17 protein-coding genes are annotated in these 16,742 nt (G+C 54.6%); 10 read left to right on the forward strand and 7 right to left on the reverse strand.

All coding sequences use genetic code 11. The annotated features are described in order from the left end of the window. Positions 1 to 30: 30 nt before the first annotated feature. Complete coding sequence (locus tag ACZ51B_RS04700) at positions 31 to 897, forward strand: hypothetical protein (RefSeq protein WP_464296079.1); 867 nt, start codon at positions 31 to 33, stop codon at positions 895 to 897. Here ACZ51B_RS04700 and ACZ51B_RS04705 read toward each other — a convergent pair. Continuing rightward, positions 887 to 1,690 (reverse strand): hypothetical protein, encoded by an 804-nt coding sequence (locus ACZ51B_RS04705; protein WP_464296080.1) that lies wholly within the window; start codon positions 1,688 to 1,690, stop codon positions 887 to 889. The genes ACZ51B_RS04700 and ACZ51B_RS04705 overlap by 11 nt on opposite strands. A gap of 37 nt (positions 1,691 to 1,727) precedes the next feature. Then, positions 1,728 to 2,627 carry a hypothetical protein gene (locus ACZ51B_RS04710; RefSeq protein ID WP_464296081.1) on the reverse strand — a complete coding sequence of 300 codons (900 nt, stop codon included), beginning with the start codon at positions 2,625 to 2,627 and terminating at the stop codon, positions 1,728 to 1,730. A gap of 165 nt (positions 2,628 to 2,792) precedes the next feature. Between ACZ51B_RS04710 and ACZ51B_RS04715 the strand changes: the two genes are divergently transcribed. The 5 genes from ACZ51B_RS04715 (at position 2,793) to queG (ending at position 7,019) form a co-directional block, all read left to right on the forward strand. Next, a complete protein-coding gene (locus ACZ51B_RS04715; RefSeq protein WP_464296082.1) occupies positions 2,793 to 3,824 on the forward strand; it encodes an AfsR/SARP family transcriptional regulator in 1,032 nt (343 codons plus the stop codon). Then, the gene (locus tag ACZ51B_RS04720) at positions 3,821 to 4,438 is read left to right on the forward strand and encodes a hypothetical protein (protein ID WP_464296083.1); all 618 of its coding nucleotides are present in this window, start codon (positions 3,821 to 3,823) and stop codon (positions 4,436 to 4,438) included. Before ACZ51B_RS04715 ends, ACZ51B_RS04720 begins: the two co-directional genes overlap by 4 nt. A 177-nt stretch (positions 4,439 to 4,615) precedes the next feature. Beyond that, positions 4,616 to 5,251: a G5 and 3D domain-containing protein gene (locus tag ACZ51B_RS04725; protein ID WP_464296084.1), complete on the forward strand. Its 636-nt coding sequence runs from the start codon at positions 4,616 to 4,618 to the stop codon at positions 5,249 to 5,251. Then, complete coding sequence (gene rsmA, locus ACZ51B_RS04730; protein WP_464296085.1) at positions 5,248 to 6,078, forward strand: 16S rRNA (adenine(1518)-N(6)/adenine(1519)-N(6))-dimethyltransferase RsmA; 831 nt, start codon at positions 5,248 to 5,250, stop codon at positions 6,076 to 6,078. Before ACZ51B_RS04725 ends, rsmA begins: the two co-directional genes overlap by 4 nt. Continuing rightward, positions 6,075 to 7,019 carry a tRNA epoxyqueuosine(34) reductase QueG gene (gene queG, locus ACZ51B_RS04735; RefSeq protein ID WP_464296086.1) on the forward strand — a complete coding sequence of 315 codons (945 nt, stop codon included), beginning with the start codon at positions 6,075 to 6,077 and terminating at the stop codon, positions 7,017 to 7,019. Before rsmA ends, queG begins: the two co-directional genes overlap by 4 nt. On the opposite strand, the gene ACZ51B_RS04740 is transcribed toward queG, so the two are convergent. After that, the gene (locus ACZ51B_RS04740) at positions 7,004 to 8,458 is read right to left on the reverse strand and encodes a glycogen synthase (protein ID WP_464296087.1); all 1,455 of its coding nucleotides are present in this window, start codon (positions 8,456 to 8,458) and stop codon (positions 7,004 to 7,006) included. The genes queG and ACZ51B_RS04740 overlap by 16 nt on opposite strands. Before the next feature lie 208 nt (positions 8,459 to 8,666). Next, complete coding sequence (locus ACZ51B_RS04745) at positions 8,667 to 9,845, reverse strand: thiolase family protein (RefSeq protein WP_464296088.1); 1,179 nt, start codon at positions 9,843 to 9,845, stop codon at positions 8,667 to 8,669. Between the two features lie 79 nt (positions 9,846 to 9,924). On the opposite strand from ACZ51B_RS04745, the gene ACZ51B_RS04750 reads away from it, so the two are divergent. Then, positions 9,925 to 10,311, forward strand: a complete 387-nt coding sequence (locus tag ACZ51B_RS04750; RefSeq protein ID WP_464296089.1) for a VOC family protein — start codon at positions 9,925 to 9,927, stop codon at positions 10,309 to 10,311. A gap of 37 nt (positions 10,312 to 10,348) precedes the next feature. Beyond that, positions 10,349 to 10,897, forward strand: a complete 549-nt coding sequence (locus ACZ51B_RS04755; protein ID WP_464296090.1) for a TrmH family RNA methyltransferase — start codon at positions 10,349 to 10,351, stop codon at positions 10,895 to 10,897. Here the strand turns inward: ACZ51B_RS04755 and murJ are convergent. The 3 genes from murJ to trxA all read right to left on the reverse strand — a co-directional run bounded on the left by murJ (position 10,875) and on the right by trxA (position 13,829). Then, complete coding sequence (gene murJ / locus ACZ51B_RS04760; protein WP_464296091.1) at positions 10,875 to 12,473, reverse strand: murein biosynthesis integral membrane protein MurJ; 1,599 nt, start codon at positions 12,471 to 12,473, stop codon at positions 10,875 to 10,877. The genes ACZ51B_RS04755 and murJ overlap by 23 nt on opposite strands. Before the next feature lie 89 nt (positions 12,474 to 12,562). Beyond that, complete coding sequence (locus ACZ51B_RS04765; RefSeq protein ID WP_464296092.1) at positions 12,563 to 13,339, reverse strand: tetratricopeptide repeat protein; 777 nt, start codon at positions 13,337 to 13,339, stop codon at positions 12,563 to 12,565. A 166-nt stretch (positions 13,340 to 13,505) separates the two neighbouring features. Further along, on the reverse strand, positions 13,506 to 13,829 hold the full coding sequence (gene trxA, locus ACZ51B_RS04770) for a thioredoxin (RefSeq protein ID WP_464296093.1): 324 nt from the start codon (positions 13,827 to 13,829) through the stop codon (positions 13,506 to 13,508). A gap of 166 nt (positions 13,830 to 13,995) precedes the next feature. Between trxA and ACZ51B_RS04775 the strand changes: the two genes are divergently transcribed. Together ACZ51B_RS04775 and dnaG are read left to right on the forward strand one after the other, a co-directional pair. Beyond that, on the forward strand, positions 13,996 to 14,847 hold the full coding sequence (locus ACZ51B_RS04775) for a hypothetical protein (RefSeq protein WP_464296094.1): 852 nt from the start codon (positions 13,996 to 13,998) through the stop codon (positions 14,845 to 14,847). A gap of 14 nt (positions 14,848 to 14,861) precedes the next feature. Next, the gene (gene dnaG, locus ACZ51B_RS04780) at positions 14,862 to 16,637 is read left to right on the forward strand and encodes a DNA primase (RefSeq protein WP_464296095.1); all 1,776 of its coding nucleotides are present in this window, start codon (positions 14,862 to 14,864) and stop codon (positions 16,635 to 16,637) included. The last annotated feature ends 105 nt before the right edge of the window (positions 16,638 to 16,742 follow it).

A 16,742-nucleotide genomic window follows, 5' to 3' on the forward strand; every position in this document is an offset into this window, starting at 1 on the left:
ACTGCTGGTAGGACGTACCATGGAGGAGTGTTGAGAAACCTCCTCCTTGTGTGCTCGCTTGTTGGTAGCTTCGGGCTGACTTCTGATACGTCCACTAGAACCTTTGGACAGCCCATCCTTCGCTGCAAAATCAGTGCGCCTGAGGTTAATGAGAGCAGCGGGATTGCGCCGAGTCGGACTCAGAAGGATGTTTATTACACTCACAACGATAGTGGCGATACCGCGCGCTTCTTCCGGTTCTCTACTGACGGGAAGGTGACTGGCACTTTTGATGTACGGAACGCCGAGGCGATTGACTGGGAGGATATGGCGTCGGCCAAGTTGCATGGCAAGCCGTATTTGTTCCTTGGAGACATTGGCGACAATCGGTCTAAGAGAGGTTCTGTTTCGGTGTATCGAGTTGTTGAGCCGAAGGCTAGTGAAGGCAGCGGGTCAGTATCGTGTGACCGGACCTATGTTTTGAAGTATCCCAACGGAGCTCACAATGCGGAGACACTTTTGGTGCATCCCGTTTCGGGTGACATCTACATCGTCACCAAGGAGCCTGAGAAGCCGTCTGAGGTGTTTGTATTGCCTGGAGACAAGCCGAGTGGTGAATATACGCTGACTCGTCTTGGGGAGATCAAGATTAGCGGTGCGAATAAGTATGCGCGGCTACTAACAGGTGGGGCTTTTTCTCCTGATGGCAAGTATGTGATTTTGAGGACATATCTTGCTGGGTATGAGTTTGCGGTTGGGCGTGATGTTCGGAACTGGTGGAAGTCGTCTCCGACTCCGGTGAAGTTGATGTTGGATCCTCAGGGTGAGGGGATCACTTACTCTAGCGACGGGACGGCTATTCTGACGTCGTCGGAGATGTCGCCGTGCCAGATTTGCGAAGTTCCGATTAAGCAGTAGTGTCCTGGTCTTGGCGTGTGGTGGTTCTTAGTTCTGTGCGCGCCAACTGGTCCATGCGGAGCTCGTCGAGGACTTCGTCCATTGAGTTTCTGTAGCCGAGCTTTTCTGTGAGGGATGGCTCCTGGGTTGTCATTTGCTCGATTCTATCGGCTAGTTCTTGCAGGTTTTGGATTTGGGTTCTGATTCGGGTAGCGGCGGCTTGGCTTCCTTCTGGGAACTGGTCGTAGAGTGCCGCTTGGTGGAAGATGTCAAGGATTGTCTGGTCTGCCGCTGCCAGGATTTTGCTGGTCATGTTGTTGAGCTGCGAGCTTGCGGTTTTGAGGGTGCCAGCGATTCGGTTGTATTGATAGGTTGCTTCTTCTAGGATATCCAGGACTTGAGGGATGGGGTTATTCGTTTGGTGTGCTAACGTTTCTTGAAAGAGGTTTGTCTGTGTTGCCGTCGCAGGGTGGTTAACGAAGTAGTTTAAGCCAGTGTATTTACGGTCAAGTTTCTTGAGTAATTGTTTGGCTTCCGAAGTAAGTTGCACCTCTGCCATTTCTGGTTGACGGCTTCTACGGTAAGAGGTGATCCCTACTGCAAGGTTGGTGAATCCTGCGATGAGTGGGCCGACGGCAACATAGAAAAGTTCCTTTGAGCTCCCAATGGAGACCAACAACAAACCGGCCACGACGAGTGCCTTTCCAAAGATGATTTGGGTCTTGGAGGTTGCTCCGTATTGGTTGTGCCCTAGGAGTTGCTTGCCACGGGTTCGGACGAATCTTTCTAACGACGTTTGCTCGGTAGATGCCACGGTGCTATTATCCGCCAACACCTACCGAGTATGGGGTTTAGGCTCGGTTTCGGGCCAGTTTGAAGGCGGCCATTGGGGCCAAAATGCCTAGCATCATTGCCCAGGTGGCGGGCTCTGGCACTGGGTAGTTGGTGCCGGAGCCGGAGGTTACTGTCCAGCCCGTTACCGGATTGCCGTTGGCATCGAATACTTGGATACCAACCAATTTGACTGTCGCCGAGAAGTTGGACTCGCCCCAGTAGTCGTTGCCTTCTATGAGCTGGTCTAGATTGAGGACCACTTGGTTTGAGAACTGGACGTGCATGTTCTGGGGTGTTACGCCGTTTATATCGAACTCGTCTGTGGCCCAGTCGGCGGTGTATGGACCAGAGTCGAAGGCGAAGAACGTGCTGCTTGGGTTGTTGTCTACGGTGACGGCTAGGTCTGCTCCGCTGCCTGTTCCTGAGTTCACGCCGTCGGCGTGGAAGATGTAGCGTGCTTTGTAGCCGGTGCCTAGGAGTCCGCCGTAGGCGAAGGTGTCGTCGAAGGTGGCGAAACCTAGGCTGTCTAATACTTTGGGGGACCCGTTGGGGTCGTTGAGGTTGGCGTTTTGATCGGCGTAAGGGGAGTTGTTTTCGTTGTAGTAGACGTTTTGCACTGATGCCGACGCATAGCAGTGGAGGTAGCCGTACTGAGAGCTATCTACCGTATGAGCAAGAAAATCCATGCTCTGGGTGTTTCCGTGGCTGTCTAGCCCGGTGAAGGTGTGACTTGTGGTGACCTCGGCGGTTGAACCGTTGGTCCACATTTGATCGAGGGCGTAGATATATGAGTTGTTGCTTAGGCCGTTGATGGCGATGGCACCTGTGGACTGAGCGGACGCGATACCGGACACCAGGCTCAGACCGAGGATGGCCAAGCCTGCCGAGATGTTTCTTCTAAAAATTGCAGTTCGCATAGCGATTCCTTTTCTCCAAAAACAGGCCTTTCGCGGGCCTGATTTGCTCAGTTTCCAAACCGTGCGCAAAATCTGCGTGAAATCGCTTGAGATTAATTCGTGACAACCTGGGATTAGGGTCAGCTAGGTTCACTGGGAACTACTCTATAATCAACGGACAGACCCTTGAGTTCCATTGATCTGCCTTGGGAGTTAACGTTGCTGGGGCGCACGGAGTTGCGTGACCATGATGGGCTGATCGTCACTACTCGAACTCGAAAGACGATGCTCGTGCTTGCCGTATTGGCTTTGGCTGGTGGGCATGAAGTGTTTCGATCTGAACTTGCGCAGACGGTGTGGCCGGATGTTCCGCTTAAGGCCGCCCAGGAGAGTTTGAGAACTGCGCTTGCGTCTTTGAGGAAGGTGCTTCCGCCGCACTCCATTGGGACTCGGGACGATGTTGTTTGGTTGAAGAGCGAGGCTGTATTGTGTGACGCCAACCACCCGGCTGAGCACGAGAAGTATGTTGGGGAGTTTATGCCGGGCTTTGACTCGGATTGGGTGGTGGATCAGCGACTTCGGATTCGGAGTGCTTTTGTTTGTTCTGCCGTTGGTGCCGCTAAGGGAGCTTGGGCCGGGGGTCAGAGACATGAGGCGCTTGATCTGCTTACCAAAGCGAACCGAATTGATCCTATGGATCAAGAGGTGGTGGCGCTTCATGTGGAGTGGCTACAGGAGTTGGGGCGGACGTCTACCGCTGTGCAGGTGTCGGATGCTTATCGCGCTAGGGTTTTGAAGGATCTTGGGGTGGTTTCGGATGTTCGGCCTAAACCGCTTGCTGCGACGGATCATCCGTTGGTGACGGCTGTTGAATGGTTGCTGGATCGGGATCCGGACGAGGCTTGTTCTATGCTGGCCAGCACTCAAAGTCGGTGGATGGGTATTGCGGTTGAGCAGGCTTTGGGTATCCATGAGCGAGCTTTGTTGGCTTCTCGGAAAGAGTCGCCTGCTCGGACGATGGTGGAGTCTCAGCGTGCTTATTTGTTGGTGCTTTCTGGGAAGCTTGGGCCTGTTATTAAGGAAGTGGAGCAAGCTCAGAAGAAGGCATTGTCGGAAGGTGCTTATGAAGCTGCTTCGCGGTTGGGTGCGGCTTTGGCTTATGGATATCTGTCTAAGGTGACTATGCGCGGGCGATCCGGTATGCGCGCGGTGAGTTGAAGACGGCTCATGCCCGACAAAGTGAATTGGCCATTGCGGAGGCCGAGTTGCTTCTGGGGATCATCCTGCAGCATGCGAGTGCGCCGATTGAGGCTTATCGGATGGTGAGCGCTGGGTATCGGCGGATGTTGGAGTGTGGGTCTCCATTTGGAATTGCGAGTGCGGGAGTTGTTTATGCGGGCCTGACTTTGGAGAAGGGTGGGTTGGATGAGTCGGTGGGGATTTTGGAATCGGCTCGGCGCGTTCTTGAGACTGACGGTTGCCAGCGAGCTTTCACGTGGGTTCTTTATGGTGAGGCGCTGCAGTATGAGGCGGTCGGGGACTACTATCGGGCGAAGGAGGTCCTCGAACAAATACGAGATTTGGGGCCGGAGGTTGGTGGGCATTCTGTGGTTGCGGGGGCCAATGATCGGCTGTTGTTGGTGGATTGCAAGCTTCAGGAATTTGACACAGCGGCGACGGCTATGGCGCGTGCATCTCGGTATCGGCGAAGCCTTGGAACGGTGGCTTCGTTGTATGAAAAAGACCAGACTGCACGGGCTGTTCAGGCCGTGTTTGAGCGGCTGAGTCCCGAGGATTTGAAGGCCGCTTACCGGCGTGCAGCGCTTGTTTGAGGGCCGTTTTTTGGCTTTTTTTCGTTCTTTACAAAATTTTTAGAAACGTAGGTTTTTAGGTTCAAAACGAACGCTCAAACCTCACACTACGCAAGCCAGACCCGCCTCAAGTTTGATTTTTAAGGGCTAACCGCGGTATAACCATCAGGTCTGCAGCCAGGCAAGAGGAGGTTCCAAATGCGCAACTGCTCACAGAAAGTGAGTATTGCTCTCACAGTTCTAGCGGGTGCATCAATGGCACAAGCGGGGACTGGAGGACATCAAAATAAGAGGATCGAGACCCGTGTGGAGAAATCCAGCGTCGCGGCTCCGGTTCGGTACGAGACAAGTCGCAACGTAGGTCGCGGCCGTCTCATCAAGGCTTCTCAAGGAAAAGAGGGGTCCATTAAGAAGACATTCCGTTTAATCTATTCCAACGGAAAGCTTCAGGCGAAAGAGCTCATCAAGGAAGAGCGAATCGACCCACAACCCACAGTTTTTCTTATGGGCAAACAGGGCTATGTAGCTAGCCGTGGTGCTTTCGTAAGACACAAAGTCATTGATATGGAAGCGACGGCGTATGACCCGTCCCCATCATCCAACGGAGGAACCGGACGCACTTGCACCGGTCGGCGAGCGGCCTATGGCATCGTAGCTGTTGATCCCCGTGTTATCAAACTCGGAACCATTGTTTATGTGGAAGGTTATGGCCTCGCCATCGCTTCTGACATTGGTGGTGCCATCAAAGGTAAAAGAATCGACGTTTGTTTAGATTCCCGCGCTGCTTGCAATCAGTTCGGTCGTCGACACGTTAAGGTCCATATCCTTCAGTGAACTTAGTAGATCCTGGCACGCTCAAGAAGTTTCTTGGGCGCCATGGAATTCGGGCAGAGAAAGGGCTTGGCCAGCACTTTCTCTGTTCGGAAAAAGCAGTTTCCTCCATTGTAAACGCCCTTGATGGATTGGAAGGACTCGTGGAAATCGGTCCTGGTCCAGGTGTTCTTACTTCCCCACTTTCCGAGCAGACGCAACGGTTTATTGCTTTAGAGCTTGATGCCAAGATGGTGCGTATTCTTGCTGAGTCGGCACCGAAGGCTGAGGTTCGTTTGGCGGATGCGCTTCAAGTTGATCTTGCTGCGGTTCTCCAGGAGCTTCCTGAGCCACGTGGTGTGGTGAGCAACATGCCTTATTACATTACGGCGCCGCTGCTTACTCGCATCGCCGAGGTTCGGAATCACTTTTCTAGAGCTGTGCTGATGATGCAGCGTGAGGTGGCTACTCGTATTGTTGCCAAGCCTGGCAAGCGGGAGCGCGGGTCTCTTAGCGTATATATGCAGGCTAACTTTGAGATTCGCATGGTCGCTAATGTGCCTCCTAGTGCGTTTCTGCCCCCTCCTAAGGTTGATAGCACGGTTTTGTGCCTGACTCCTAAAGCCGAGGGTATGCCGGCTGATTGTGAGCGTCTGGTGCGATTGGGGTTTGCTCAGCCGCGGAAGACGCTGATTAACAATTTGATTGCGGGGCTTCATCAGCCGAGGGATCCTATTACCGACTGTGTGGAAGCCATTGGGTTGGATGAGTTGACCCGGCCGCAGGAGCTGACCTTTGAGCAGTGGATCGAACTGAATCAGAAATTGAGCGGTACTCTTCCTAGCGCTTGACGAAGGCGGAACTCAAAGAACTGGCCCTGAATCTGGGGTTCGACCATGTCGGGGTGTGTGATGCTCAGCCCGCGCCACATCTGGATGCGTACCAGCGCTGGCTAGCGAAGGGTTATCACGGCAGCATGGAGTATCTGCAGAATCAGCTGGAGCTGAAGCAGCACCCTCAGAGCCTATTGCCGGGGGTTCAGTCGATTATTGCTGTGGCTCTGAATTACAACCAGCCCAACCCTTATGAACCGGGCATGGCGCGAGTTGCGCGGTATGCGCAGGGTCGGGATTATCACAAGGTGCTGCGTGGCAAGCTGAAGCGACTGGGCGGCGAGATTGAGCTTGCGATGCCTGGGGTGAGCACACGGCCATGTGTGGACTCGGCGCCGATCTTTGAGCGGGATTTTGCTCACATGGCGGGGTTGGGGTGGTTTGGGAAGAACACCATGCTGATTGACAGCAAGCGTGGGAGCTGGTTCTTTCTTGGCTTGCTCCTGACGACTGCCTACTTTGAGCCGGATCTGCCTTCAGTGGGTGGTTGTGGCACTTGTACTCGGTGCGTGGACGCTTGCCCTACGGGAGCGATTGTGTTTGAAGACAATCGCTGGCAGGTGAATGGCAGTCGCTGCATTAGCTATCTGACGATTGAGCATGAGGGGGAGATTGACCCAGAGTTGGAATCGAAGATTGGCGAGTGGACCTTTGGGTGCGATGTTTGCCAGGAGGTTTGCCCGTTTAATAGTGAGCGTGAGTCTCAGCCGGAGCGTGCGCGGGTTACTACGGAGCCGGACTTTTTGAAACGACGTGAGTGGGGGTCTTTGGAACGGTTGGCGGTGATTCAGCCGGACGAGTGGGATTTGCTTACTCAGGGTTCTCCAGTTCGGAGAACGGGAATGAATGGGTTGATCCGCAATGTGCGGATCAACCTTAAGAATCAGGCTGATTCCTGAATTTCTTCGGTGTTGCAGCGTGCGGCTATGGCTTGCTCATAGATCTTCACGTATTGCTCTGCGCTCTGGTCCCAACTGTAGTCGCCGGTCATACCGTGGGCCATGAGTTTGCTCCATTCTTCGGGGTTGGCGTAGGTTGTGCAGAGGCGCTTGAGGGCGTCTACAAATTCGCCTAGGTCGCGATTGGTGAATACGAAGCCGTTGTGTCCCTCTTGGACGGTGTCGGCGAGTCCACCTGTGGCGCGCACTAGAGGAACCGTTCCGTAGCGCATCGCAATGAGTTGTCCTAGGCCGCAGGGTTCGAAGGCTGAGGGCATGAGGAAGCCATCGCAGCCAGCGTAGACTCGCTGAGCTAGGTCGGCATCGAAGCGGTGTGCGAAACGGATCTGCTTGGGATATTTCTTCTCTAGGGCGACTAGAGCGTCTGCGATTGCTGGGTCGCCGAGGCCTTGCACGATTAGCTGGCAGGGCATGGCCATCATCTGTTCGATGGATTGGAGGATCAGGTCGAGGCCTTTTTGACTGCTGAGGCGACTGACTACTCCGAGGAGTGGCGCTCCTTTCATGGCGGGCATGCCTAGTTCTTTGAGGAGGGCCGTTTTACATTTCTTCTTGCCCTTGGTGTCGAAGGAGTCGTAGTGGGCGGCGATGGCTGGGTCTGTAGCTGGGTTCCAGGCGTCTAGGTCGATGCCGTTGACGATGCCTGAGAGTCGTCCTTCGTTGTGAAGGAACGACATGAGGCCTTCCAGCATGCAGCCGAATTCTGGAGTCTGAATTTCTTTGGCGTAGGTTTGACTGACGGTGTTGACGTGGTCTGAGTAGACGGAGCCTGCTTTGAGGAAATTGACTCTTCCCCAGGTCTCTAGCTTGTCGTAGGTGAAGAGCGAGTCGGGGAGACCGACTGCTTCTAGGATATCGACGTCAAACTCGCCTTGGTATGCCTGGTTGTGGATGGTGAAGACGGATGCGACTGCGTTCCAGTTCGGGAACTGCTCGCGTAGGAGCACGGGGAGGAAGCCCATGTGCCAGTCGTGGGCGTGGACTACGTCGGGGATCCATGCAAGGCGTTCCATGGCTCTCAGTACAGCCTTGGAGAAGAAGAGGTGCATCATTCCGCCGGGCTGGTAGAGGCTCTGGCTATCGACGCTGTTGAGGAACCACTCGTCGGTTCCTACTAAGCCGACGCGGAGACCGTCCACTTCTATCTCGGAGTAGTGTGCGTTCTTGTACCAGTGGTCGTTCATTTTGACGGCCATGGTCTCGATTTTCGGTTCGAGCTTCCATCGAGGATCGTCTTCGATCATTTTGTAGCCTGGTAGCACGATTAAGACCTCGTGACCAAGCTTTTGAAGGGCTTTCGGCAAGGAGCCCACTACATCGGCTAGGCCGCCAACTTTGGCAAGCGGAGCCATTTCCGCAGCTACAAACAGGATTTTCATTCGCCAGACACCCGCTTTCAAAACAAACGACGACCTAAAAAACAGCCGTCAATCGTTACTCCTTAACTAGCAGGTTGCCATACTAGCCTTCGGATAAGTCAGTGATTTGTACCTGAAAGGGGCACAACTCTTCCTGGGGTGTAAGCGAATAGATGCCCTAAAGTAGTCAGCTTAGGGGCACCTTTGTGTTTTAGCTCTTGCGTGGGTTCTAGAAGGCTTCGATGAGGATGGCCGTTGCTTCTCCGCCGCCGATACATGGCGTGGCGATGGCGTATTTGCCACCTCTCCTACGGAGTTCGGTTAGGGCTGTGAGGACGAGCCTTGCGCCCGTCATGCCGATGGGGTGTCCTAGTGCTACGGCTCCGCCGTTGACATTTAGTTTGTCGTGGGGGATGTTGAGTTTATTTGCGGCGGCGAGGGCGACGACTGCGAAGGCCTCGTTGACTTCGAACAGGTCGATGTCCTCTATTTTAAGACCGGTCTTTTCCAGGAGTTTTTGGATGGCGACTGCGGGGGCGGTGGTGAACCATTGGGGTTCTTGGGCGTGAGTTGCATAGCCAACTACTCGCCCTAGGGGTTTCAGACCTCTTCTCTCGGCATCCTCGGATGATGAGAGGACCAGTGCGCAGGCTCCGTCGTTGATTGAGCTGGCGTTTCCGGCGGTGGTGACGCCATCTTTGGCGAAGGCAGGTCGTAAGGAAGCTAGCTTGGAGGGGTCGCCTTTCTTGGGTCCTTCGTCGGTTTCGACTAGGATGGGATCGCCTTTTCGCTGAGGGATTTCGACTCCGACGATTTCTTCAGTGAATCGTCCTGCGTCTTGGGCAGCTACGGATCTTCGGAAGCTCTCGCCTGCGAAGGCGTCTAGGGTTTCGCGCGAGATTTCTAGGGCGGCGGCTGTGGCGTCCCCGCAGTTACCCATGTGGCAATCGTTGTAGGGGTCCCACAGGCCGTCGTGGATCATGGTGTCGATGAGCTTACCGTTGCCCATTCGGTAGCCTGTGCGGGCTTTTTCGAGGGCGTAGGGGGCGTTGCTCATGCTTTCCATACCGCCAGCGACTACTACGGAGCTGTCGCCGAGTTTGATGGCTTGCGCGGCGAGCATGATGGCTTTCATTCCGGAGCCGCAGACTTTGTTGATGGTGAGGCAGGGGACTGAGTTGGGAACTCCTGCACCGAGAGAGGCTTGTCGCGCGGGGGCTTGGCCCATTGCTCCGGTTAGGACACAGCCCATGATGAGTTCGTCTACGTCCGAGCCTGTGAGTCCGCTTCGCTCTAGAGCTGCCGAGATTGCCTTGGCACCTAGCTGTGGTGCTGTGAGCGTGGAGAGCGAGCCAAGAAAGGCTCCGATGGGGGTGCGCGCGCCGCCGAGGATTACTACGTCTTGCATAAGGGGGAGAACTCCTTCGTTCTAATGTTTTGATCGTACCTGTTGGGCTCAAGTGGTGTCGGTTAACATGATCTTGGCGATGATGAAGATTGAACGGCTTGATCACCTTGTGCTAACGGTCGAAGATATTGAGCGGACCATCAAGTTTTACGTTGAGGTGATGGGGATGGAATCCATTCGCTTTGGAAATGGACGGCACGCGCTTTGTTTTGGGCAGCAGAAGATTAACTTGCACCCGGCTGATGAGCCGATTGCGCCTCATGCCAAGCGGCCGACCCCTGGCTCGTCTGACCTTTGTTTTATCACTTCCCTAGGGATGGGCGATGTTTTGGCACATCTCGAAGCGAATGGGGTTGGGATCGAAGAGGGTCCGGTGGCACGGACCGGAGCGCTTGGGCCTATACAGTCGGTGTATTTCCGAGATCCGGATGGCAACCTGATTGAGGTCTCGCTTTACGCGGAGTAGCTCCATCCGTCAGAATCTCAGCATATTGGAACAGGACATGAAAACGCTGCGCTCCAAGACGGGCGTGCGAAAGCTCCATAAGCAGTTTGCTGAGCAGCATGAGCGCCAGATTGAGATGGCTTTCTTTCTGCAGGATTGGGAGGACGCTTACAACGTGGGCGGGATGTTCCGCGTTGCTGATGGGTGCGGGGCTAAGGAGCTGATCATGAGTGGGCGGACTCCTGTGCCGCCTGATCCGATGATTAGCGTGACGTCGCTTGGGCATCATCGGCGGATACGACATCGCTATGTGAAGGGCAATGAAGAGGCGGCGTTACAGCTTAAGGAAGACGGCTACTCGCTGGTTGTTTTGGAGATTGCGGAGGGGTCTACGAACTATATGGAGTTCGTGTATCCCAAGAAGTGCTGTTTGGTATTGGGGAACGAGGCTAACGGGGTTTATGGGAGTGTGATGAAGCACCGTGACGCGGCTATTTACATTCCGATGTTTGGCAAGGGCCGCTCGTTGAACGTGCATGTTGCGGCGGCCATTGTTGCTTATCAGGCGATCTTAGGGAAACCGCTCAACGGCCAAAACGGCGAGTGATCTTGTCTGTGGCTCGGGAGATGTACTCTGTCTCGGGCATATTGAAGAACTTCGTGATGAAGTAGTAGATCCAGACGCCGCCGAGTCCGATGAAGAAGAGCGCGCTAATTTCTTGCAGCTTATGTTGTGGATGGATGAGGGCCATAGCTCCGAAACTAGCGCCGCAGGCTACGGCTCCGGCCACTGTGGATTTGGCGAGCGTTCGGGCGATTCCCATGCGGTCGAGGCGTCCGACTTCTTTCTCCAGTTCTTTGAAAAGGATGATCGCTAGGAGCACCGCTGCGATATTGGTGACCCAGGGCAGCATGCGGAAGTCTTTGGAAACTTGTAGGCCGATCAGCGCGAGGACGATGAAGAGGAACGTCATGGCTGTACCGAGGATGACGGGCTTCTTGGTCTTGTGCAGCGAGAAGAATCCGCGCATTAAAACGGGCTGCATGCACCAGGCGAAGATGGCGAGGCTGTAGATGCGGAGGCAGTCGCTGATCCAGTCCAGCCGATCTGTGCCGGTGCCTTTTCCGTACCCGTAGAGGACATTGACGATTTGCGGTGCCAATGCGAGCATGAGAGCCGCAGCTGGAATTCCAAGGTAGAGGACGGTTCGCAGTGTTTTGGAGATTTGTTTGCGATACAGGTCCATGCGGCCTTTGGCCACGTATTCGGCAAGCACTGGGAATGCGGCTAGTGCGAGGGATTGGCCGAAGATGCCGAGCGGGGCTTGCATCAGGTTGTTGGAGAGGCTGAGAACTGTGTTGATTCCTTCGTTGCCATAGGCGGAGGCGAACTTCTGGGTGATGATGTTCACCATGCTTGGGAGTGAGAAGCCGAGGATGACGGGCAGGAGGAGGACGAAGAACTTCTTGACTCCTGGTCGTTTGTAGTCGAAGGAGGGCCTGAAGTGGCTGCCGACTTTTGCCATTGAGAGCGCTGGGATCACTAGGTTTCCGAGCATCGCGCCTGCGACGGCTCCCCAGGCCATGCTTTCAATTCCAAGATGGTAGTACTTGTGCAGCACGATTCCACCCACGATGATGCCGACGTTGTACACATTGGGTGCCAAGCCTGGAGCGGCAAAATGTTTCCGAGCAAAAAGGGTTGCCAGGAGCAGCGAACCAATGAGGAAGGCAAACTGCGCGGGGAGCATGACCCGGCTCATGTAGATGGCGGGGGGTAGGACCGAGTCGGGGTGCTTGCCTTGGAAGAAGCCTACGATTGCTGGCGAGAGTGCCCATGCGATGGCAATGAGTGCGACTGCGATGACCGAACAGATGGTGACTACTGCGCCGAAGACTTTCCAGGCTTCCTCTTCCTCGTTCTTATGGATTAGGTCACTAAAGATCGGGATGAAAGCGGAAGAGAGTCCGCCGCCTGCGATGAGCATGAAGATGATGTCTGGAATTTGGACTGCGAGCCGGTAAGCGTCTGCATCCAAGCCGATGCCGAATTGAGACACGAGGACGGTATCTCGCAACATTCCGAGGATTCTCGAGAGAAGGATGCTGGCGGCCATGATGCCACCGAACTTCGCTACGTTATTACCAGAGCTGACTTGGGGCGCCGCAGATGGGGATGACACTGGATGTCATTAAACCTCAGGAAACGGTTTTGAGTCTGCGCCGGTTCGTGAGAGAGGTGCTTTTGGCAGTCGTGGGCGGTTTGGGTGGATCAATGTATATTTCTTGATCTGCTGGAACCGGATCGGAGTTCTGCATCCTTGCCTATCTCGCCGCCTGAACTTGATGCAGCTTTGAAGTAAGGAATCGCTTGTCCTTTCTTGCCTAAATGCACCAAGGACATTCCGATGTAATAGGATGTGACTGCTGATCTCTGATGGGTCAGCTTATCAACCTTTTGAAGGGTTTCAAGTGCTTCCTTGGGTCTGGACGTGAAGAATTGATGCAACCCTAAAGCCAAGGTGATGTTGGCTTCGAGACCATGTGGAGTCTTGGAGTTTTGTAGATCGCCCCTTTTGATGGTCTCATAGCATAGGAGATTTTTGCTGTCGCTGTAGTGCCGTCTGGCGGCGTCGTATCGTCTGAGCTTGACATAGCAAAACGCCATGTCGAGATGCATGCCTATATAGAAGCCGTGCTTGGAAGCGTCTTCAAACATCCGAGCTGCCTGGCCAAAGTTCCCCCGCTTCATTTCGATCTGGGCTCGCACAAGATCTAAGCCGGGCATGGATCCTCCGAGCGCAGTGCCTTGGTAGAGTCTTTCTGACCGGTTGCATTCAGCTCTGGCGTTTTTTAGGTCTCCAGATTGGAGGTATTTCTGAGCGCTTTGCAGGGCCTTCCCTGCTGGTGCTATCAGCTTTCGCTCGTAGGCCAGATTGTCTGCGGATGCAAGCTTGAATGGTGGGAAGTCGTTTGCATGGCTACACCGCTGCTTGCAGCCCATGTTAGGTTTAGAATCAATCCTAATCCGAGATTTTGCTTCACTCATGGTTAGTTTCTACTGAGTGAGCTAGCGTTCAATCAGGGTGAATTCAATCTTGAAGAGTGTGCGAATCACGCGGGGCCTCGAATGGTAGAAACCAGGTCTCAAAACAAAAGCGGGGTCCCGAACGTCGATGTTCGGGACCCCGCAGTTAGAACTGTTGTGTCTCTTCTTAGAGAGCTCGGTCGATCAAAGCTGCGATTGCTGGCTTTGGTTGGTTGCCGACAATCTTGTCGACGACTTTGCCGTCTTTGAAGAGAAGCAAAGCTGGGATGCTCATGACGCCGTACTGGGCGGCCAGGTCTCCTTCATCATCGACATCGACTTTGTAAACCTTTGCTTTGCCGTCATACTCGCCTGCAAGCTCTTCGATGGTTGGGCCGATTGCCTTGCATGGGCCGCACCATGGAGCCCAGAAGTCAACCAGTACCGGCACGCCGGATTTCAAAACCTTTTCGTCGAATTCGCTTGTTGTCACTGCTAAGTCTGCTGCCATTTAAAAAAGGAACTCCTTGTTCTTTACTACGTCGGGGTATACCCGATTGATCGGCACGTGTCTGAGAAATTAGGTGCAGTTGCGTGTGACGTTCCGCCAACCTGGCAACGTCTGATAAGAGTAAGTGAGTTGGCGTTCAGCCAACAATCAGGAGGAAGTTGAACCTTTGAGAACCAGGTGGACAAGTTTGGGACTGGGCGTATGTGCGCTTGCAGTCATGAGCACGAGTGGTTTTGCCGTACAGAAGAGCTCTGGCGCAGAGAACGGCCTTATCGGCATCAAGCTATATGATGCGGGTCTAAAGGTCATCAAGCTCTACGGAACGCCCGATGAGATTCAGGCAATCTCCTTTGGCAGTTCGCAGCAGAGCGGTGGCGGACCTGGCGGCGGTGCCCCAGGATTTGGCGGTGGCCCGGGTGGTGCCGGCGGTCCTCGAGGCGGTGGTGGCGGTGGCCCTGTAGCTCCTTCGGCTGACTGGTCATCCGATTCATCTTCCGATCCATTTGGTTTTGGGAACGACATGTTGCGGCAGCAGCCTCCTGGAATTCCAGGTGGGCCCAACAAAGGCGGTCGCGGTCAGGGTGGCCCAAGTGCAGGTGGTCCAAGCGGCCCTGGCGCTCCATCTGGTCCTCCAAGCCCAGGCGGTAAGGGCGGCGGTGGTGGTGCTCCAGGCGCTGGTGGTGCTGTAGCTGAGCGAGTTCAGTACACCCGATGGGTATACAACCGAGCTGGCAGCAAGTATGGTTTCATCATCGACAAGATGGGCAACGTGATCCAGATTGAAGCGATTGGCCTGAGCAACCCTAAGGTTAAGACAAAGCGGGGCGTTAGCTTCGGAACCAACTTTGCGACCATCTTCAAGAAGTACAACAACCCAGACGGTTACGAGATTGCTGGAGACAACATTATGGTGAAGTATCTCACTCGCCAGAAGGTTGCTTTCCGACTCTCACGACTTGGACCAGGCAAGAAGCCCCATGTTGTGACAGGCATCGTCATCTCGGCCGGTAAGGCCTAAGGCAAGAACGAACGTTGGCAGATGAGCGAGATGACATCCGTGCTCGGATTGACATTGTAGAGCTTATCGGCCAACGTGTTGCCCTTAAGAGGGCTGGAAAACACTTCAAGGGTCTCTGTCCTTTCCACCAGGACAGAAACCCTTCTTTCTTTGTAGACCCCCAAAGTGGACGCTACAAGTGTTGGTCCTGCGGGGAGTCCGGCGACGTGTTTACGTGGGTCATGAAGACCCAGAATATCGACTTTGTCGATGCTCTGAAAGAGCTGGCCGATCGTGCTGGCATCGTTCTCCAGAACCGTCCCCAGCCGATGAATGTGTCTTTGCGAGACACTTACCGCTCTGCGATGAACGAGGCGCTTACGTTCTTTAGGGAGCAACTTCCCAAGAACAGCCGCGCCACGGATTACACCACCCGTCGAGACATGTCTGAGGACGTGCTGGCTCATTGGGAGATTGGGTATGCGCCTGATGTTGGGGATGCTCTGGCTTCGTTCCTCAAGCGTAAGGGGCTGCCTCTTGCGGAGTGCAAGAATCTTTTCTTGGTGGATGAGGACTCGTCTGGCGGGTACTTCGACAAGTTTCGGGGGCGGGTTATGTTCCCCATCCGAGATGAGAAGGGCGAACTGGTGGCCTTTGGTGGTCGCCTGTTGGGCGACGGGCATCCGAAATACATCAATAGCTCTGATACACCTCTGTATCGCAAGAGTCGGGTGCTTTATGGGATGCATCGGGCTAAGGATGCATGGACCAAGAGCAAGCAGGCGGTGTTGGTTGAAGGGTACATGGACGTCATTGCTTGCCACCGGGGTGGGGTAACCAGTGCCGTGGCCTCGCTGGGGACTGCGTTGAGCGAGGAGCAGGCCAAGCTGATCAAGCGGTGGGTGGATGAGGTTGTAATCCTCTATGACAGCGATGAGGCTGGGCAGAAGGCTACCGAGCGGGCGATCGACATTTTGGTAAGTGAGGGGTTGCGGGTTCGTGTTGCGCTGATGGAGGCCGGAGAGGATCCGGACACTGTGTTGCGCAAAGATGGTCCTAAGGGGCTTACGAGGTCGGTAGAGGAGGCTATGAAGCCTTTGGACTATCGTTTCACCCGTCTGGCCAAGCGGCTTGATCCTGAGCAGCCTGAGTATTGGACCGAGGCTGTTAACCTTATGGCGCACGCCGAAGGGGACATGGAGTTGGAGCGGCACCTTCAGAGGCTTGCGGGGCAGTATCCGGGGATTCGCGACATGAGGGCGGCTCAGGACCGGCTTCGAAAGCTGGTTGCTAAGTCACGGAGACAGCTCAGAGAGACCAACCGGCCTGAACGCCCCCAGGTTTCGAAGGAGTTTATGCCTCTTTCGGAGCCACTGGCTACGGCGGAGTTTGTGGTGTTTCGGTCGCTTCACATGCAGGAGTTCCGGTTGGTGGCTTGGAGCCTCTGTCGACGTACTGACTTTTTTGTGACGAACACTGCTGTACAGCTTTCGAAGGCCATTGTTGCTGCCTTTCCGACTAGCCCGCCGGTTGGTCCGACTGCTAACTGGATTCACCAGATTGAACCGGAGGAGACTCGCCAGCTATTGAGTGATCTCTTGCACGACTTCCGAGGGGAGAATCTTACTGAGGAGCGGTTCGCTGATTCCATTGAGTTTCTCCGCAAGCAGGCTGAGAGTCGGGACATCCAGCGCCTGAAACAAGGCGAACTCACTCCGGAACAGCGCAAGGAGATGCTTGAACGGCTGCGCAAGCTGAAGCCTGACCCTCGCAACCAGAAGCAGAAAGAAGACGACGACCCGTTTTCCTGACGATTATTTAGACAACTATTTGCCTCGTTTCTTATACTTTCGATGGGTTGTCTCATAAGGTGTAGGAATACTAAATGATTCTTCTTGGGAATCCGCAGAGTGTGA

Source organism: Fimbriimonas sp. LA-C6 (assembly GCF_055398105.1).